This window comes from Burkholderia sp. LFS061 (genome assembly GCF_047978125.1).
In the GTDB taxonomy this organism is placed as follows: Bacteria; Pseudomonadota; Gammaproteobacteria; order Burkholderiales; family Burkholderiaceae; genus Burkholderia; species Burkholderia pyrrocinia_C.
Window position 1 is genome coordinate 27865 of record NZ_JBFPFS010000035.1, and the last position, 19480, is coordinate 47344.

General features: G+C 68.1%; 15 protein-coding genes. 9 read left to right on the forward strand and 6 right to left on the reverse strand.

The window, feature by feature from the left end; all coding sequences use genetic code 11:
- Positions 1-4 precede the first annotated feature (4 nt).
- Together ceoB and opcM are read left to right on the forward strand one after the other, a co-directional pair.
- A complete protein-coding gene (ceoB, locus tag ACNQQL_RS25940; RefSeq protein ID WP_347066671.1) occupies positions 5-3220 on the forward strand; it encodes a multidrug efflux RND transporter permease subunit CeoB in 3216 nt (1071 codons plus the stop codon).
- 10 nt (positions 3221-3230) lie between these two features.
- Positions 3231-4766, forward strand: a complete 1536-nt coding sequence (gene opcM / locus ACNQQL_RS25945) for a multidrug efflux transporter outer membrane subunit OpcM (RefSeq protein WP_347066673.1) — start codon at positions 3231-3233, stop codon at positions 4764-4766.
- 253 nt (positions 4767-5019) lie between these two features.
- Here opcM and ACNQQL_RS25950 read toward each other — a convergent pair whose 3' ends face one another.
- Positions 5020-5910 (reverse strand): LysR family transcriptional regulator, encoded by an 891-nt coding sequence (locus tag ACNQQL_RS25950; RefSeq protein ID WP_347066675.1) that lies wholly within the window; start codon positions 5908-5910, stop codon positions 5020-5022.
- 98 nt (positions 5911-6008) lie between these two features.
- Here ACNQQL_RS25950 and ACNQQL_RS25955 point away from each other — a divergent pair, with 98 nt between their 5' ends.
- The gene (locus tag ACNQQL_RS25955; protein ID WP_347066677.1) at positions 6009-6449 is read left to right on the forward strand and encodes a PACE efflux transporter; all 441 of its coding nucleotides are present in this window, start codon (positions 6009-6011) and stop codon (positions 6447-6449) included.
- Positions 6450-6535: 86 nt separating this feature from the next.
- On the opposite strand, the gene ACNQQL_RS25960 is transcribed toward ACNQQL_RS25955, so the two are convergent.
- The 5 genes from ACNQQL_RS25960 to ACNQQL_RS25980 all read right to left on the reverse strand — a co-directional run bounded on the left by ACNQQL_RS25960 (position 6536) and on the right by ACNQQL_RS25980 (position 12732).
- On the reverse strand, positions 6536-7387 hold the full coding sequence (locus tag ACNQQL_RS25960) for an alpha/beta fold hydrolase (RefSeq protein ID WP_204421981.1): 852 nt from the start codon (positions 7385-7387) through the stop codon (positions 6536-6538).
- 247 nt (positions 7388-7634) lie between these two features.
- Entirely contained in the window at positions 7635-7976 is a 342-nt protein-coding gene (locus tag ACNQQL_RS25965; protein ID WP_347066680.1) for a DUF3579 domain-containing protein, read from the reverse strand.
- 25 nt (positions 7977-8001) lie between these two features.
- Entirely contained in the window at positions 8002-9363 is a 1362-nt protein-coding gene (locus ACNQQL_RS25970; RefSeq protein WP_347066682.1) for a sigma-54 dependent transcriptional regulator, read from the reverse strand.
- Complete coding sequence (locus ACNQQL_RS25975) at positions 9353-11236, reverse strand: sensor histidine kinase (protein WP_347066684.1); 1884 nt, start codon at positions 11234-11236, stop codon at positions 9353-9355. Before ACNQQL_RS25975 ends, ACNQQL_RS25970 begins: the two co-directional genes overlap by 11 nt.
- 131 nt (positions 11237-11367) lie before the next feature.
- Positions 11368-12732 carry a 2-hydroxycarboxylate transporter family protein gene (locus ACNQQL_RS25980; protein ID WP_347066686.1) on the reverse strand — a complete coding sequence of 455 codons (1365 nt, stop codon included), beginning with the start codon at positions 12730-12732 and terminating at the stop codon, positions 11368-11370.
- A gap of 432 nt (positions 12733-13164) precedes the next feature.
- Between ACNQQL_RS25980 and ACNQQL_RS25985 the strand changes: the two genes are divergently transcribed.
- Genes ACNQQL_RS25985 through ACNQQL_RS26010 form a run of 6 tightly spaced genes read left to right on the forward strand, consistent with a single transcriptional unit; the run spans position 13165 to position 19400 of the window.
- Complete coding sequence (locus tag ACNQQL_RS25985) at positions 13165-14016, forward strand: MetQ/NlpA family ABC transporter substrate-binding protein (protein ID WP_175960113.1); 852 nt, start codon at positions 13165-13167, stop codon at positions 14014-14016.
- 11 nt (positions 14017-14027) lie between these two features.
- Positions 14028-15440, forward strand: coding sequence for an LLM class flavin-dependent oxidoreductase (locus ACNQQL_RS25990; protein WP_347066688.1), 1413 nt, complete (start codon positions 14028-14030; stop codon positions 15438-15440).
- A gap of 18 nt (positions 15441-15458) precedes the next feature.
- Positions 15459-16637 carry a methionine ABC transporter ATP-binding protein gene (locus ACNQQL_RS25995; protein WP_347066690.1) on the forward strand — a complete coding sequence of 393 codons (1179 nt, stop codon included), beginning with the start codon at positions 15459-15461 and terminating at the stop codon, positions 16635-16637.
- A complete protein-coding gene (locus tag ACNQQL_RS26000) occupies positions 16630-17286 on the forward strand; it encodes a methionine ABC transporter permease (RefSeq protein WP_027781522.1) in 657 nt (218 codons plus the stop codon). The genes ACNQQL_RS25995 and ACNQQL_RS26000 overlap by 8 nt, the downstream gene beginning before the upstream one ends.
- Positions 17287-17340: 54 nt before the next feature.
- The gene (locus tag ACNQQL_RS26005) at positions 17341-18192 is read left to right on the forward strand and encodes a hypothetical protein (RefSeq protein ID WP_347066693.1); all 852 of its coding nucleotides are present in this window, start codon (positions 17341-17343) and stop codon (positions 18190-18192) included.
- Positions 18189-19400 (forward strand): acyl-CoA dehydrogenase family protein, encoded by a 1212-nt coding sequence (locus tag ACNQQL_RS26010; protein ID WP_347066695.1) that lies wholly within the window; start codon positions 18189-18191, stop codon positions 19398-19400. Before ACNQQL_RS26005 ends, ACNQQL_RS26010 begins: the two co-directional genes overlap by 4 nt.
- The last annotated feature ends 80 nt before the right edge of the window (positions 19401-19480 follow it).

Sequence of the window (19480 nt, forward strand, 5' to 3'; positions counted from 1 at the left end):
AGAAATGAACATATCCAAATTCTTTATCGACCGGCCGATCTTTGCAGGAGTCCTATCGGTGATCATCCTGCTCGGCGGGGTGATCGCGATGTTCCTGCTGCCGATTTCGGAATATCCGGAAGTCGTGCCGCCTTCGGTGATCGTGAAGGCACAGTACCCGGGCGCGAACCCGAAAGTGATCGCCGAGACGGTCGCGTCGCCGCTCGAAGAGCAGATCAACGGCGTCGAGGACATGCTCTACATGCAGTCGCAGGCGAACAGCGACGGCAACATGACGATCACCGTCACGTTCAAGCTCGGCACCGATCCGGACAAGGCCACGCAGCTCGTGCAGAACCGCGTGAACCAGGCGCTGCCGCGCCTGCCGGAAGACGTGCAGCGGCTCGGCATCACCACGGTGAAGAGCTCGCCGACGCTGACGATGGTCGTGCACCTGATCTCGCCGGACAACCGCTACGACATGACCTACCTGCGCAACTACGCGCTGATCAACGTGAAGGATCGCCTGTCGCGGATCCAGGGCGTCGGCCAGGTGCAGTTGTGGGGTTCGGGCGACTACGCGATGCGCGTGTGGCTCGATCCGCAGAAGGTCGCGCAGCGCGGGCTGTCCGCCGAGGACGTCGTGCAGGCGATCCGCGAGCAGAACGTGCAGGTCGCGGCCGGCGTGATCGGCGCGTCGCCGTCGCTGCCCGGCACGCCGCTGCAGTTGTCGGTGAACGCGCGCGGCCGTCTGCAGACGGAAGACGAGTTCGGCGACATCGTCGTGAAGACGACGCCGGACGGCGGCGTCACGCGCCTGCGCGACATCGCGCGAATCGAACTCGATGCGTCCGAATACGGGCTGCGCTCGCTGCTCGACAACAAGCCGGCAGTCGCGATGGCGATCAACCAGTCGCCGGGCGCGAACTCGCTGCAGATCTCGGACGAAGTGCGCAAGACGATGGCCGAGCTGAAGCAGGACATGCCGGCGGGCGTCGACTACAAGATCGTCTATGACCCGACGCAGTTCGTGCGTTCGTCGATCAAGGCCGTCGTGCACACGCTGCTCGAAGCGATCGCGCTGGTCGTGATCGTCGTGATCGTGTTCCTGCAGACCTGGCGCGCGTCGCTGATTCCGCTGATCGCGGTGCCGGTGTCGATCATCGGCACGTTCTCGCTGCTGCTCGCGTTCGGGTATTCGATCAACGCGTTGTCGCTGTTCGGGATGGTGCTCGCGATCGGGATCGTGGTCGACGATGCGATCGTCGTCGTCGAGAACGTCGAGCGCAACATCGAGAGCGGGATGAACGCGCGGCAGGCGACCTACAAGGCGATGCAGGAAGTGAGCGGGCCGATCATCGCGATCGCGCTGACGCTCGTCGCCGTGTTCGTGCCGCTCGCGTTCATGTCGGGCCTGACCGGCCAGTTCTACAAGCAGTTCGCGATGACGATCGCGATCTCGACGGTGATCTCGGCGTTCAACTCGCTGACGCTGTCGCCGGCGCTGTCCGCGATCCTGCTGAAGGGCCATGGCGACAAGGAAGACTGGCTCACGCGCGTGATGAACCGCGTGCTCGGCGGCTTCTTCCGCGGCTTCAACAAGGTGTTCCATCGCGGCGCGGAGAACTACGGCCGCGGCGTGCGCGGCGTGCTGTCGCGCAAGACGCTGATGCTGGGCGTGTACCTCGTGCTGGTGGGCGCGACCGTGCTGGTGTCGAAGGTCGTGCCGGGCGGCTTCGTGCCCGCGCAGGACAAGGAATACCTGATCGCGTTCGCGCAACTGCCGAACGGTGCATCGCTCGACCGCACCGAGAAGGTGATCCGCGACATGGGCTCGATCGCGCTGAAGCAGCCGGGCGTCGAGAGCGCGGTGGCGTTCCCGGGGCTGTCGGTGAACGGCTTCACGAACAGCTCGAGCGCGGGCATCGTGTTCGTCACGCTGAAGCCGTTCTCCGAACGGCACGGCAAGGCGCTGTCGGCCGGTGCGATCGCCGGCGCGCTGAACCAGCAGTACGGCGCGATCAAGGATTCGTTCGTCGCGGTGTTCCCGCCGCCGCCGGTGCTCGGCCTCGGTACGCTCGGCGGTTTCAAGATGCAGATCGAGGATCGCGGCGCGGTCGGTTATGCGCGGCTCGCGGATGCGACCAACGACTTCATCAAGCGCGCGCAGCAGGCGCCGGAGCTCGGGCCCCTGTTTACGAGCTACCAGATCAACGTGCCGCAGCTCAACGTCGATCTCGACCGCGTGAAGGCGAAGCAGCTCGGCGTGCCGGTCACCGACGTGTTCAACACGATGCAGGTGTATCTCGGCTCGCTGTACGTGAACGACTTCAACCGCTTCGGGCGTGTGTACCAGGTGCGCGTGCAGGCCGATGCGCCATTCCGCCAGCGCGCGGACGACATCCTGCAGTTGAAGACGCGCAACGACAAGGGCGAGATGGTGCCGCTGTCGTCGCTCGTCACGGTGACGCCGACGTTCGGCCCTGAAATGGTGGTGCGCTACAACGGCTACACCGCGGCCGACATCAACGGCGGCCCGGCGCCGGGCTTCTCGTCGGGGCAGGCGCAGGCCGCGGTCGAACGGATCGCGCACGAGACGCTGCCGCGCGGCGTGCGGTTCGAGTGGACCGACCTCACGTACCAGCAGATCCTCGCGGGCGATTCAGCGATGTATGTGTTCCCGATCAGCGTGCTGCTCGTGTTCCTGGTGCTCGCCGCGTTGTATGAAAGCCTGACGCTGCCGCTCGCGGTGATCCTGATCGTGCCGATGAGCATTCTGTCGGCGCTGACGGGCGTGTGGCTCACGCAGGGCGACAACAACATCTTCACGCAGATCGGCTTGATGGTGCTGGTGGGGCTGTCGGCGAAGAACGCGATCCTGATCGTCGAATTCGCGCGCGAACTCGAACACGACGGCCGAACGCCGCTCGAGGCCGCGATCGAGGCGAGCCGGCTGCGGCTGCGCCCGATCCTGATGACGTCGATCGCGTTCATCATGGGCGTCGTGCCGCTCGTCACGTCGACCGGTGCGGGTTCGGAAATGCGCCATGCGATGGGTATCGCAGTGTTCTTCGGGATGCTCGGCGTGACGCTGTTCGGGCTGATGCTGACGCCGGTGTTCTACGTCGTGCTGCGTACGCTCGCGGGCGGCAAGATCCACGTCGCGGGCAAGGACTCGGCCGGTTACGGCGTGACGGCCCCGGGCGTACCGGCTCCGGGCGTGCCGGCTTCGGATGCTTGAGGATAAGAAGATGGACAACATGCACAACACGAATGGCCTGATGCGCTTCGCGAAGGTGGCGGCCGCGAGCACCCTGCTCGCGACGCTGCTCGCCGCGTGCGCGGTGGGCCCCGACTACAAGCGCCCGGATGCGCCGACGCCCGCCGCGTTCAAGGAAGCGCCGACGCTCGCCGCGGGCGAACAGGCCGGCACGTGGAAGACGGCCGAGCCGTCGGACGGCGCGCACCGCGGCGAATGGTGGACGGTGTTCGGCGACCCGGTGCTCGATTCGCTCGAGACGCAGGCGCTCGCCGCGAACCAGAACCTGAAGGCCGCGGCCGCTCGTGTCGAGGAAGCGCGCGCGGCGACGCGTTCGGCACGCTCGCAATGGTTCCCGCAGGTCGGCGCCGGCTTCGGGCCGACGCGCGAAGGGCTGTCGTCGGCGTCGCAGCTCCAGCCGCAAGGCACGGGCCCGACCAACGCGACGCTGTGGCGCGCGCAGGGCACGGTGTCCTACGAGGCCGACCTGTTCGGCCGCGTCGGCCGCAACGTCGAGGCGTCGCGCGCCGACCAGGCGCAGAGCGAAGCGCTGTTCCGTTCGGTGCAGCTCGCGCTGCAGGCGGACGTCGCGCAGAACTACTTCGAACTGCGCCAGCTCGACTCGGACCAGGACCTGTACCGCCGCACGGTGGAGTTGCGCGATCAGGCGCTGAAGCTCGTGCAGCGCCGCTTCAACGAAGGCGACATCAGCGAGCTCGACGTGTCGCGCGCGAAGAACGAGCTGGCCAGCGCACAGGCCGATGCGGTCGGCGTCGCGCGCCGGCGCGCGGCTTCCGAGCATGCGCTTGCGATCCTGCTCGGCAAGGCGCCCGCGGATTTCGCGTTCAAGGAAACGCCGATCGTGCCGGTCGGCGTGAAGATTCCGGCGGGCCTGCCGTCCGCGCTGCTCGAACGCCGTCCGGACGTGTCGGCGGCCGAGCGCGCGATGGCGGCAGCGAACGCGCGGATCGGCCTCGCGAAGTCGGCGTACTTCCCGAAGCTCGACATCACGGGGGCGTTCGGCTATGAGGCGTCGACGCTCGGCAACCTGTTCCTGTGGTCGAGCCGCACGTTCCTGCTCGGGCCGTTCGCCGGCACCGCGCTGACGCTGCCGCTGTTCGACGGCGGGCGCCGTGCGGCCGGCGTGCAGCAGGCGCGCGCGCAATACGACGAGCAGGTCGCGAACTACCGGCAGCAGGTGCTCGTCGCGTTCCGCGAAGTGGAGGACAATCTCGCCGATCTGCGCCTGCTCGACGACCAGATCCGCGCGCAAGATGCGGCCGTCAATGCGTCGCGCCGCGCGGCGACGCTGTCGCGCACGCAGTATCAGGAGGGCCAGGTCGCGTATCTCGACGTGATCGACAGCGAGCGCTCGGTGCTGCAGTCGCAGTTGCAGTCGAACCAGTTGACCGGCGCGCAGGCCGTGTCGACCGTGAACCTGATCCGTGCGTTGGGCGGCGGGTGGGGTAATGCGCCGACGGCGGTCGGCGATGCGGCGTCGGGCAAGCAGGAAGTTGCCGTGCGTTGAGGTATAGGCTTGCGACGGGCCACCGTAGCAAGTGGTCGATCGAAGAACCCCGATCCGTGACGACGCGGATCGGTTTTTTTTATTGGGCTTTTATCGGCCGTCTGCTATGCCTGCTGCTCCGGATACACGTCCGTGCGTTCCGCGATCACCACCGCGTACCGGCCGAGCGCATCGGCGATGCGTAGTAACTGCAACTAACGGTCAATCGATCATGTGTAGACCGACGGTGCGGCGGCGATCGCCACCGCACCGGTTACGTGGTTTCGCCGGCAGCCCGCAGCGCCCGCACGAGTTCGCTCGCCGCCTTGCCGAGCCCCGTATGTTTCGGCCGCCGCAAGTACACTGGTAATAGCAGCCCGTTGCGGATGTTCGCGAACACGAGCGGCGCGAGTTCGCCGTCGGCGACGTATCGGCCGATCATCGATGCGGGCAGGTTCGCCCAGCCGTGACCGGCTGTTACGAGCGCGATCGCCGTGGCCATGTCGGTCACCTTCCACGTGCGGTTGCCGATGACGGGCCGCACGTCGGTCAGCGGCCGCCCCGGATCGACGATCACGATCTGCCGGAAACCCGACAGCCGCTCGATCGCTTCAGGATGCGCTGCTTCGGCGATCAGCGGATGGCTCGGCGCGGCGACTGCAATGAGCGTTTCCGTCCACAGCGCGTGGATCTGTTCCTGCGGATGCAGGTCGAGTCCGCCGTATGCGATGCACAGATCGACGGCGCCACGATGCAGCGCGTCGACGATCGCGTCCTGCGGCGCCGTGACGACGCTGATCGCGAGCGCCGGATATTTCGCGGCGACGGCCGTCAGCGCGCGGGCGACGGGGGCGCCGTCGAGTTCCGCCGCGAGCCCGAGCCGCAGCGTGTCCTCGACGCCTTCCGACAGGTGCTGCGCATGCGCGCGCAGCGCGTGCAGCCGTTCGGCGATCGACCGCGCGTCGGGCAACAGCGCGGCCATTGCAGCGGTCGGCGTCGGTTCCCGCGTGCCGCGGTCGAACAGCACGAGGTCGAGTTCGGCCTCGAGATTCGCGATCGCCATGCTGACCGCCGACGGCGTGCGGCCGAGTGCGCGCGCGGCTGCTGAAAACGAGCCTTTGTCGATGACGGTCAGCAGCATGTCGATGTGGTCGCTGGTCAGCACGCGATACCTCCTGTCAGAAAAATTGAAAGGACCTGACTTTTGCGCACAGGGTACGTGCTGCTAGTCTCGCCACCTTGTTCGATTCGAAGGGGATGTTCATGCAAGGCTGGAAGCGACGCATAGTCTACGTCGTGATGTTCGAGGTGCTCGGCATCCTGATCGCGTCGACGGTGCTCGGCATGCTGAGCGGCGCGAGCGTCGAAACGAGCGGCCTGCTGGGCGTGATGATCTCGACGACGGGCGTCACCGTCAATTTCCTGTACAACCTCGCGTTCGAGGCGTGGGAGCGGCGGCGCGCGGCGACGACGCGCACCGTGGGGCGGCGCGTGCTGCACGCGGTCGGTTTCCAGGTCGCGCTCGTGACGTTCCTGATCCCGCTGATCGCGTGGTGGCTCGACGTGTCGCTGGTGCAGGCGTTCCTGTTCGACGCGGTGCTGATCGTGTTCTTCCCGATCTTCACGTTCGTGTACAACTGGTCGTTCGACAGCGTGTTCGGGCTGCCGGATGCGGTGACGCGGAAGGCGGAGCCGGTGGCGTAACCGGGCGCCCTCGATGCGGACGGGCGCCCGCATCGTCCGGGGAATGGAGCGGTGAAGATCGGGCGGAACGAACGCCGCCCGGGAAATTACGCGGCGACGAACTCGTGCACGTAACGGTTGAACACCGCCGGGCTCGCCGCATTCATCCCGTGCGACGCGCCGGCGACGGTCTGCCGTTGCGCATCGCCGATCCACTGCGACAGCGTGTCGACGTTGTTGCGGAACATCTTCGGGCTGCGCTGGCCGTCGATCAGCAGCGTGCGGCATGCGATATCGCCGGCCGTGTGCTGCGAATACGCGGGCAGCGGGTCGCGCAACTGCTTCGGCAGCGTGCTCGCGTTGTCGATCGCCATCGTGCGGAAGCGCGACGTGCTCTTTTTCCATGCGCCGGGCAGGCTCACCGAATCGACGAACATCTCGAGACCGGATTCGACGTCGCCTTGGCCGATCAGGCTCACGGCCTTCGTGCGCAGCGCGATCGCGGCGGCCGGCAGCGCGGCTTCGCGCACGCCCTGCTGTTGCAGCGGGCCGCCCGGATCGGCGAGCGTCAGCGTGTCGACGAGGTGCGGATGCTGGCGCGCGACGTTGAACGCGACGCTGCCGCCACGCGAATGGCCGACCAGGTGCACGGGGCCGAGATCGAGTGCGTCGATGAATTCGGCGAGCTCGTCGACGTGGTTCTGCCAGCTGAACTCGTCCTGGATGCCCGCTTCGACGGCCGGCCAGTAATGGCTGAGGCTCGGCGCGATGCAGCGGTAGTGGGCCGACAGCGACGCAAGCTGCGGATCCCAGTAGCGGTAGTCGCACAGCGAGCCGTGCACGAACACCATCGGCGCGCCGCTGCCCCGCTCGACATACGGCAGGCTGATGCCTGACGAAAGCGTCGCAAATTGCAGGTCGGGGTTCGCGAGCACGGACGGCTCGATTCGCATGTTCATGACTGAAAGACTCAAAGGTGCGTCAACACGACGCAACTATGCATCACGGCGACCTGCAAGGAAAACGCATAATTTTCATCGTGACGATCAATTTTATTGATGGCTGCGCCGCAAACCCCTGTCGGAGCGTGGCCATATGTCGAAGCCTTCAATCATCTGACGATTGATTTCGGCGGAGAAAGGGCGTGCGGCGGCCTGCGCACACGCGCAAACGCACCGGAAAGAGAGGGAGGCAGGGCGCTACGCGTCAGCGCACAGTCAACGCGGGCGCGGCCCGAAGCTCGACGGGGAGGTCGTTGTCGGCCGCGAACTGCATCGCGAAGTCGAACGCGTCGGCGCACACGTCGCGCAATTCGTCCGACACGAACAGGCATTTGACGCCGCCGTCGACGACCGGCATCGCGAGCCGCGACAGCGCGCACGGATAGCCGGGCCGCCGTTCGCCGACGAACAGCGTGATGACGCCCGCGAGGCGCTCGGGCCAGTCGCTCGGGCGGAAGGTCTTCCGCGCGCGCGTGACGCCGCGGATCAGGTGGCCGTGGGTTTGGCCGATGAGGCGGCCGTGTTCGGTGACTTCGATGCGATCCATGCCGTGGTGCGTGTCCTTGTCCGCGTCATTCGCCGCCGTCGGCCGCCGCGTCGCCGCGCGCGGGAATCCGCAGGTTGCGCAGCTTGTGATAGAGCGTCTTCTTCGGCATGCCGAGCGCGACGCTTGCGTCCGCGACGTTGCCGTGGTGACGCTGCAGCATGTCCTCGATCAGCATCCGTTCGAAATACGCGAGCTGTTCCGCGAGCGTGCCGCCCACGGCGGGCGCGTCGCCCGACGACAGCAGGCTGTCGCCGGTCAGCCCGAGCACGAAGCGGTCGGCCACGTTCTGCAGCTCGCGCACGTTGCCGGGCCACGCGTGCGTCATCAGTTCGGATACCTGCGCAGCCGTGACGACCGGCGCCGGCTGCCCGAAGCGCCGCGCGGCCGCGAGCACGAAATGCTCGAACAGCAGCGGCACGTCCTCGCGCCGCTCGCGCAGCGGCGGCAGCTCGATCTGCGCGACGTTGAGGCGATACAGAAGATCCGCGCGAAAACGCCCGTCGGCCGCGAGTTCGGCGAGATCGGCCTTCGACGCGGCAACCACGCGGCAGTCGACCGGAATCAGCTCGTTCGCGCCGAGCCGCTCGACCACGCGCTCCTGCAGCACGCGCAGTATCTTGATCTGCAGCGAAATCGGCATCGTCTCGATCTCGTCGAGGAACAGCGTGCCGCCGTGAGCCCATTCGATCTTGCCGATGCGCTTCTTGATCGCGCCGGTGAACGCGCCGGCTTCGTGGCCGAACAGTTCGCTCTCGAAGATCTGCTCGGGCAGGCCGCCGCAGTTCAGCGCGACGAAATGCGCGTCGCGCCGGCCGCCGAAGTCGTGCAGGCTGCGCGCGATCAGTTCCTTGCCGGTGCCGGTTTCGCCGGTGATCAGTACCGACACCGACGTATCGGCGAGGCGCAGGATTTTCTTGCGCACGTCGGCCATCGCGGGCGACTTGCCGAGCACGTACGCCTCGATGCCCTGCCAGTTGTCGAGCGCCGCGCGCAGCCCCTGCACCTCGAGCGTCAGGCGGCGCTTCTCGACCGCGCGCGCGACGCGGCCGGCGATCACGTCCGACGAGAACGGTTTCTCGATGAAGTCGTACGCACCGACCTGCATCGCGCCGACGGCCGTCGAGATATCCGCGTGGCCGCTGATCAGCACGACCGGGATCTGCGCATCGACGGCCATCACGCGATCGAGCAGCTGCAGCCCGTCGATGCCCGGCATCCGCACGTCGGACACGATCACCACCGGTGCGCCGGGTGCGACGTGCGCGAGCGCGTCGGCGGCCGACGCGAACGCGTCGACCGGGAACCCGGCGAGCGCGACGGCCTGCTCGACGCCGATCCGGACGTTTTCATCGTCCTCGACGACCAGCACCCGAATCTCATCTTCCATGCTCTGTCCTTTGCAGCGTCGCCGCCGCGAATTCGATACTGAACTGCGCGCCGCCTTCGTCGCGGTTCGTCGCGGCGATCTTCGCGCCGAACGCCTCGACGATGCGCGACGTGATCGCGAGGCCGAGCCCGAGGCCCTGGCCGCGCGGCTTGGTCGTGACGAACGGCTCGAACAGGTGCGGCAGCACGTCGGGCGCGATGCCGGCGCCGCTGTCGGCGATCGTGAAGCGCACGCGGCCGGCTTCGTCCGGCTCGGCCGCCTCGATGACGATGCGGCGCACGGGCGCGTCGTGCACCGCGTCGAGCGCGTTGCCGAGCAGGTTCACGATCACCTGCTGCAACTGGCTCGATTCAGCGGACACCGCCGTGCCGGGCGCGATGTTCACGTCGAGCCGCACGCCTTCGTCGCGGATTCGCGCGTCGTAGATGAGCCGCGCATGCGCGACGGCCTCGTTCAGCGACACCGCGACGCGCTCGACGTCGGGCTTGCGCGCGAAGGTTTTCAGCTCGCCGGTGAGCACGGCCATGCTGTCGACGAGCTTGCCGATCCGTTCGAGATTGGCATCCGCCTGCGCCGGCTGGCCGCGCGCGAAGAACGTGCGCGCGTTGTCGCACAGCGTGCGGATCGCGACGAGCGGCTGGTTCAGCTCGTGCGTGAGGCCGGCGGCCATCTGCCCGAGCACCGCGAGCTTGCCCGCGTGCACGACTTCCTGCTGCGAATCGCGCAGCCGCTGCTCGGTGCGCTCGCGCTCGTCGATCTCGCGCTGCATCCGCTCGTTCGCGGCCGTCAGCGCGGCCGTGCGCTGCGCGACGGTCAGTTCGAGCCGGTCGTTCGCGCGGCGCAGCGCATCCTGTGCGCTCAGCCGCGCGACGATTGCCCGGCGGCGCTGGATCGCGTAGCCGGCCAGCAGCGCGGCGATCAGGAACGCGCCCGTGACGAACACGAACGCCGTCTGCTGCTGGCGCCGCGCGCCCGCGACGTCGAGCAGCACCATCAGCGAATCGCCGGCCTGCGGCGCGGGCCGCGACATCACCAGATAGCGCGTGCTGCGACCGGCGCGGCGCGGATCGGGGAACGCGCCGAGCCACGCGGCCGCGCTGCGGTCGCCGATGTGGCGGTACGGCAGCGCGTCGACGGTACGGCCCGCGTATTGGCGCGAGGCCTGGATGTCGTGCTGCTGCTGCGCGGTGATCGGGCGCAGCGCGGTGAATTTCCATGCGGGTTCGGTCGAAATCACGACCACGCCGTTGCTGTCGACGACCATCGCGGCGACACCCGGCGCGCGCCATGCCGATTCGAGCGAATCGACGCTGATCTTCACGGCGGCCACGCCGATCGGCACGCCGTCGTCGCGCACCGCGCTGGCGAAGTAGACGCCCGGCACGCCCGTGTTGGTGCCGATGCCGAAGAAGCGGCCGCTGCCGCGCGCGAGCGCGTCCTTGAAGTACGGCCGGTACGACACGTTGGTGCCGACGAAGCTGATCGTCTCGTTCCAGTTGCTGGCGGCGATCACTTCGCCCTGCAGGTCGATCACGTCGACCGCGCCGCTGCCCGCGTCGCGGTTCACGGCTTCGAGGTACGTGTTCACCTTGTGCACGAGGTCGGGCGCGTCGTGCGGCGCGGCCTTCAGCATCGCGCGCACGCCGTCCTGCCGCGCGACCAGGCCGGGCAGGATCTCGAAGCGGCCGAGCTCGCTCTTCAGGCTCGACGCATACAGGTCGAGCCGGTGCGCGCCGGTTTCCTCGAGCGCGTCGATCGCGCGTTCCCATGCGAAATCGACGGCCGCGGCGGCCACGCCGACATACAGCACGGCGGTCAACGCCCAACCCCACCACGGGATTCCCTTGAAGCTTTTCTGCACGTTCGCCCTCATCGAAACCCGCAACCGGCTGCCCGCAACTGGCCGTCCGCAACCGGTCGTCCGGAACGACGCGCGCCGCGCGCCGGCAAGGCCGGCGGCGGCGCGTGCGAAGCAGCCGGCGCGACGAGGCGCGCGGCGGCGCGTCACCCGAAGTGCGCGACCAGGATCAGCGTCACCGTGACGACGATCGCGCCGCCGATGCGCGTCGCGATCTGCGCGAACGGCATCAGCTGCATCCGGTTCGCGGCGGTCAGGATCGCGACGTCGCCGGTGCCGCCTTGCCCGCTATGGCACGCGTTCACGATTGCGGTGTCGATAGGGTACATCTTCATCAGGCGGCCGACCACGAAACCGGTGCCCATCAGCGTCGCGACGGTCGACACGATCGTCACGACGTTGACGATCGTGAACGCGGCGGTCAGCTTGTCCCACGGCGTCATCGCGACGCCGATCGCGAACAGCAGCGGATACGTGACGGCGGTCGAAAAGAACTTGTAGACGACGAACGCGCCTTCCTGCAGCGGCGGCGACACCGCGCGCGCGAGCTTCACGAGCACCGCGAGGAACAGCATCGCGACCGGCGCGGGCAGGCCGAACAGCTTGTGCGCCATCAGGCCGACGAGGTACAGCGTGATCGCCGTGATGCCGGCGCCCGCGATGTGCGTGACGTCGACGTGGCCGCGGATTTCTTCGTTTTCCGGCGTCATGTCGCCGGTTTCGCCGACCTGCAGGCGGCCGTTGCCCGTCAGGTGCGGCAGGCGCTTGCCGAGCATGTCGAGCGCGCCCGACAGGATGATCGCGGTCAGGCTGCCGAGCATCACCGACGGCAGCACCATCGCGAACATCTCGCCTTGCGGCAGGTGCATCAGTTCCGAATAGCCGATCGACAGCGGAATCGCGCCTTCGCCGACGCCGCCGGCCATGATCGGCACGACGATGTACAGCAGCGTGTGGCGCGCGCCGAGGCCGAGCGCGGTGCCCACCGCCGTGCCGACGATCGCCGCGGCGACCGAGCCGACGGCGAGCGGGATGAAGATCTTCAAGAAGCCCTGGATCAGCACGCGGCGGTCCATGCTCAGGATGCTGCCGACGATGATCGACGCAATGAACAGGTACAGGAAGTTGGTCGACTTCGTGAATTCGACCGTCAGGTTCAGCACCGGCTTCGGCAGCACGTGGTAGTACGTGAGCGCCGACGGCACGAAGGTCGCGAAAATCGCGGCCGCGCCGATGTTGCGCAGCAGCGGCAGGCGCTTGCCGAGTTCGGCGCACGTGAAGCCGAAGAACGCGAGCACGGCGATCGCCATCGAGATTTCGCCGGGCACCTTGCCCGTCACCGCGAAGCCGACGATCAACCCGAACAGGATCACGTAGACCGGCAGCGGGATGATGCCGATGCGGATTTCCATCAGCTTCCACCAGCCTTCCGGCCAGAAGCGTGCGCGCGTGGCGGGGCCGGCTTCGGCAATCGGCTCGGGATGGGACGGGGTATGGATAGAGGTCTGCAAGACGTGTCTCCTGATGTTGGAATGCCTGCTTTGCTTCGCGGCATCGTGTGCCGACTATTACGCAACCTCCGTGCCAAGGCGCCGGCCTTTCGGATTGTTTGCAGATCTTTGATTCATAAGGGATTTATATCGTCTGCGGAAAGGGTGGCGTGAAGGCCGTTCCGAGATTTCGGAATTCGCGCGGCGGGCAGGCCGAGATTTCGGCCGGATGGCCGGCCGGGCACCCGGCCGCGCCCCCGGCCGCCCCGCTCGCCCGCCATATCGCCGCGCGCGATTTTCTTCGCACAATCGCTTCGTAGACCGCCCCATCGCCGCTCTCTATCATCGGCTGATCCTTTTCCGATGCGACGACGACTGTCCGGAGAACGCCCGCGCGTTCGCCGCGGCGTCGCTCATCCGTCGATACCGTCTTTGGACAGGAGAGTGGTTTCCATGCTGCATGCCGTTTTTTCCGCCCGCTTTTCCTCCGGCCGCTTCGCGCGGCCGGCCCGCCTGCTGGCGGCCGTGCTGCTCGCCGGGTTGTTCGGCGTCGGGCTGCCGAACGGCGCACGCGCCGACACCGCGCCGCTGAAGGTCGGCATCTCGACCAGCCCGCAGATCGAAGCGCTGAAGATCGCCGCGAAGGAGGCGAAGGCGCAGGGGCTCGACGTGAAGATCGTCGAGTTCACCGACTGGAATACGCCGAACGCGGCGCTCGCGAACAAGGACATCGACGTCAACTACTTCCAGCACATCCCGTTTCTCGAGAACGCGAACAAACAGGGCGGCTACAACTTCGTGTCGATCGCGCCCGGCACGATCATGAAGATCGGCCTCTATTCGAAGAAGGTGAAAAGCTTTGCCGAGCTGAAGGACGGCGCGCGCGTCGCGATCGCGAACGATCCGGTGAACGGCGGGCGCGGGCTGTTGCTGCTGCAGCGCGCGGGGCTGATCACGCTGAAGCCGGGCGCCGACTACCGCGCGACGACGCACGACATCGTGTCCAACCCGAAGCACCTGAAGATCATTCCGCTCGAAGCATCGCAGCTCGCGCGTTCGCTCGACGACGTGGATCTCGCGCAGGGCTATCCGAGCTTCATCAAGCTTGCCGGCACGACCGACCCGAACAGCGCGCTGCTGTTCGACGGCACCGAGAACAAGATCTTCGCGATCCAGTGGGTCGTGCGGCCCGACAGCGTGAACGACCCGCGCATCCGCAAGTTCATCGCGATCTACCAGCACTCGCCGGCCGTGCGCCGTGCGCTCGACAACGCGTTCGGCTCGCTGTACGCGATCGCGTGGTGACGGAGGCTGACATGACGACGGCGAACCGGAAGAAGATCCTGCTCAACGCATTCAACATGAACTGCGTCGGGCACATCAATCACGGGTTGTGGACGCATCCGCGCGACCGCTCCGCGCACTACACCGATCTCGACTACTGGGCCGATCTCGCGAAGACGCTCGAACGCGGCAAGTTCGACGGGATCTTTCTCGCGGACATCGTCGGCGTGTACGACGTGTTCGGCGGCGGCCCCGACGCCGCGCTGCGCGAATCGGTGCAGGTGCCCGTCAACGATCCGCTGCTGCTCGTGCCCGCGATGGCGCAGGTCACGCGGCATCTCGGCTTCGGCGTGACCGCGAACCTGACCTACGAGCCGCCTTACCTGTTCGCGCGCCGCATGTCGACGCTCGACCACCTGACGAAGGGGCGCGTCGGCTGGAACATCGTCACGGGTTATCTCGACAGCGCCGCGCGCGGGATGGGCCTCGCGCAGCAGATCGGCCACGACGACCGCTACGAGCGCGCGGACGACTACATGGACGTCGTCTACAAGCTGTGGGAACAGAGCTGGGACGACGACGCGGTGATCCGCGATGCACAGGCACGCGTGTTCGCGCAGCCGGGCAAGGTGCGGCGCGTGAAGCACGACGGGCCGTTCTATTCGGTCGACGCGATCCACCTGAGCGAGCCGTCGCTGCAGCGCACGCCGGTGCTGTACCAGGCCGGTTCGTCCGCGCGCGGCGTCGAGTTCGCGGGCCGGCACGCGGAATGCGTGTTCGTGAACGGGCAGAGCAAGGCCGCCGCGCGAGCGGCGGCGCTCGACATCCGCGCGGCCGCCGCGCGGCAGGGGCGCGACCCGGCGTCGATCCGGATCTTCGCGGGCGTGAGCGTCGTGACGGCCGAGACCGAGCGGCTCGCGCGCGAGAAATTCGACGAATACCGGCGCTACGCGAGCCCCGAAGCCGGCCTCGCGCATTTCGCGAGCTCGACCGGCATCGACTTCGCGAAGTACGGCCTCGACGAACCGATCTCGTACGTGAAGACCGATTCGATCCAGTCGGCCGTCGACGCGATCTCGCGCAAGAGCACGACCGGCACGTGGACCGTGCGCCGGATGCTCGAACAGATGTCGCTCGGCGGACGTTATGCGCCGATCGTCGGTTCGCCGTCGCAGGTCGCGGACGAGCTGCAGTCCTGGATCGACGAGACCGGCATCGACGGCTTCAACCTGACGCGCACCGTGATGCCCGAGTCGTTCGAGGATTTCGTCGACTGGGTCGTGCCCGAGCTGCAGAACCGCGGCGTCTACAAGGAAGACTACGATCCCGCGCCGACGCTGCGCGAGAAGCTGTTCGGCGCGGGCGCACGCCTGCCTGCATGGCACACCGGCGCGCAGCATCGGCCGGCCGCCGCGCCCGAACCCGCGCATCCCGCGCACGCCTGAACGTGACGGAGCGAAGCGATGACGCAATTGTTCGATACGCTGGGTTTCGTCGACGCATCGGCCGCGCGCGCAGGCGCCGCAGCAACGGTGCATGAGACAACGGCCGCGGCGGCCGATGGTGCGGCCGTGTCGCTGGAGCAGGTCGGCAAGGTGTTCGCGACGCCGCGCGGCCAGGCCGCCGCGCTGCGCGACGTGACGCTCGACGTGCGGCGCGGCGAGGTGTTCGGGATCATCGGCCGCAGCGGCGCCGGGAAGTCGACGCTGCTGCGGCTCCTGAACGGCCTCGAACGGCCGAGCTCGGGCCGCGTGCGCGTGCAGGGCGTCGACGTCGGCGCGCTCGACGAGGACGGGCTCGTCGCATTGCGCCGCCGCACCGGCATGGTGTTCCAGCATTTCAACCTGCTGTCCGCGAAGACGGTATTCGAGAACGTCGCGCTGCCGCTGAAGATCGCCGGCGTGCCGAAGGCCGAGCGCGTGCGCAAGGTCGACGCGCTGCTCGAACTCGTCGGGCTGACCGCGAAGCGCGACGCGTATCCGGCGAGCCTGTCGGGCGGACAGAAGCAGCGCGTCGGAATCGCGCGCGCGCTCGTACACGATCCCGAGGTGCTGTTGTGCGACGAGGCGACGTCGGCGCTCGACCCCGAGACGACGCAGTCGATCCTCGCGCTGCTCGCCGACATCAACCGCCGCCTCGGGTTGACGATCGTGCTGATCACGCACGAGATGGAGGTGATCCGCGCGGTGTGCGACACGGTCGCGGTGATCGAACAGGGCGAAGTCGTCGAAACGGGCCCGGTGTGGCGCGTGTTCGGCGATCCACACCACGGCGCGACGCGCGCGCTGCTCAGCACGCTGGTGCACGACCTGCCGGCCGAACTGGCCGCGCGCGTGCAGCCGTTGCCCGAGCAGGCCGCGTTGCCGGACGGCGCGCAGGTCGTGCTCGACGTTCGTTATACGGGCGAGAGCGGCGGCGAGCCGGACGTCGGCGCGCTCGCGGCGGCGCTCGGCGGCTCGGTGCGTTTCCTGCACGGCGGGATCGAGCGCATCCAGGGGCATGCGCAGGGGCGGCTCGTGATCGCGGCCGCGCCGCGGGCGGATGACGCCGGCCTGCCGTCGGCACGCGGCGGCGCGGTTGCCGCGCTGCTCGAACGCGCGCGCCGCCATGCGAATCACGCGGAGGTGCTCGGCTATGTTTGAGCTCTGGTGGCCCGAACTGCTCGACGCGATCCGCGACACGCTGTCGATGGTCGCCGCGTCGGCCGCGATCGCGGCGCTGATCGGCATCCCGCTTGCGGTGATCCTCGTGACGACCGCGCCCGGCGGCATCTATGCGCGGCGCGGCGTGAACGCGGTGCTCGGCGCGCTCGTCAACGTGTTCCGCTCGACGCCGTTCATCATCCTGCTCGTCGCGCTGCTGCCGTTCACGCGCGTGCTGATCGGCACGACGATCGGCGTATGGGCGGCCGTCGTGCCGCTGTCGATCGCCGCGATCCCGTTCTTCGCGCGGATCGCCGAAGTGAGCCTGCGCGAGGTCGATCGCGGGCTGATCGAAGCCGCGCTCGCGATGGGCGCGAAGCGCCGCCACATCGTGTGGCACGTGCTGCTGCCCGAGGCGCTGCCCGGCATGCTCGGCGGCTTCACGATCACCGTCGTCGCGCTGATCGGCTCGACCGCGATGGCGGGCGCCGTCGGTGCGGGCGGGCTCGGCGATCTCGCGATCCGCTACGGCTACCAGCGTTTCGACACCACCGTCATGGCGACCGTGATCGTGATCCTGATCGCGCTCGTCTCGGCCGTGCAAATCACGGGCGACCGCCTGGTCCGACGTGTGACCCGGCGCACCTGAGCGACGCCACAAGCGTCCGCTCGTTTCATTCATGATCCTGAGAGAACAATACCTATGACCTTGCCCATCGGCGCGCCGCGCGAATGGAACGGAGAATTCGAGGAAGCGCTGTTTCTCGACGTGGCGCGACGCCATCGTCCCGGCTTCCCGGCCAAGCTGGCCACGCCGCCGCGCGAACCGCGCAACGCGGACGAACTGGCCGCCGTCGCCGACTACTACACGAAGATGGCGTCGCACGACCTGTTCATCGTGCAGGTCGTCGCGAAGGCGATCGACACGCTGTTCCGCGACGATCCGCATTTCCAGCTGATCCTGTCGCGCCAGCTCGGCGACGACGGCGCGCATGCGGTGATCGGCCGCGAGCGCGTGACTGAACTGACGGGGCGCGATCCGCTGCCGGAAGTCGACCGGCTCGTCGCCGCGCACTGGGCGCGCATCGGCGATATCGCGGTGCGCGACGTCGCGGGCTTTCTCGCGTTCGAATGGCATTACGAGCTGCACATCCTCGCGAAGCTGTGGATCCAGCGCAAGACCGGCCGCATCGGCGACGGCGCGATGCGCGAGCACGGCGAGAACCGGATCCGGCCGGACGAGGAGTGGCATCGCGTGCAGATCGTCCAGTGGTGGTTCGACAAGCTCGCCGCGCTGCCGGCGGCGGAGCGCGACGCACTGATCGATCGCGTGATCGCGGCCGACGAGGAAACGCAGGCGCGGCTCGACGGCTATCTGCACGACGAGTATGCGCATACCGCGCACGTGTTCGGCGCGGATATCGCCGACTACCGCGCGATCTACGACGACTGGCGGCGCGAGATCCTGTCGCGGTTGACCGGCAGGCGCGAACTCGGGAAACTCGTGCCGTTGTCGAACGCTGTCTCGACCCAGGAACAGGAAGCCGTCGCATGAACGATCCACGCGGCCCGGCGACGCTCGCCGCGGCAACGGATGTCTCGGCAATCGATCCGGCCGCACTTGCGCGCGCGATCGACGCACTGCGTGCAACCGCCGCCGCACGTGACCGTGCGGGCGGTCACGCGGCGCAGGAGAAACAGTGGCTCGCCGACGCGGGCCTGCTGACGCTCGCGGTGCCGCGCGAGTTCGGTGGGCAGGAAGCCGCGTGGCCCGCGATCTACGACGCGATCCGGCAGATCGCGCGCGTCGACAGTGCGCTTGCGCATCTCGTCGGGTTCCAGTGCCTGCAGGTGGTGAGCGTCGACGTGTGGGGCAGCGCCGCGCAGCGCGAACGTTATCTGCGCGGCACGGTCGAGCAGCGCTGGTGGTGGGGCAATGCGGTCAATCCGCTCGACACGCGGCTGGTGGCCACCGCGACGCCGGACGGCGGCTACCGGCTCGACGGCGTGAAGGGCTTCTGTTCGGGCACGCGCGGCTCGCAGCGGATGACGGTGTCCGCGCACGATCCGGAAACCGGCCGCACCGTGTTCGGCGTGGTGCCGACCGATCGCCCGGGTATCACGGTCAACGACGACTGGGACCCGATCGGCCAGCGCCAGACCGACAGCGGCAGCGTGCGCTTCGACGGCGTGACGCTCGCGCCGGACGAGGTGCTGCACCGTTCCGAGACGCCGCCGACGCCGCGCGCGACGCTGCGCACGCTCGTGTCGCAGCTCGTGCTGACGAACCTGTTCGTCGGGCTCGCGGAAGGCGCGCTGGTCGAGGCACGCGATTATGTGCTGAAGCATGGCCGGCCGTGGATTCACTCGGACGCCGCGCAGGCGAGCGACGATCCGTACACGCTGCAGCGCTTCGGCGACATGCGCGTGCGGGCCGTTGCCGCGGCGGCGCTGGCCGATCGCGCGGCCGGCGCGTTGCAGCACGCGTGGGCGCGGCACGATGCGCTGACGGCGGACGAGCGCGCCGAAGTGGCGCTCGCGGTATCGGACGCGAAGATCGTCGCGCAGCGCGCGGCGCTCGACAACGGCGAGGCGCTGTTCGACGCATGCGGCGCGCGTGCGACGGCTGCGTCGCTCGGCCTCGACCGCTTCTGGCGGAATGCGCGCACGCATACGCTGCACGATCCGCTCGACTATCGGCTGCGCGATGTCGGCCGGTTCGCGCTGACGGGAGAATTGCCGCCGGCGTCGTTGTATACGTGACATGACGGCGGGCCGCACGGGCCGCGCCGTCATGTCGTCGGCGCATGGGCGCCGATGGCCGGCCTGCGGGCGTCGGGAAA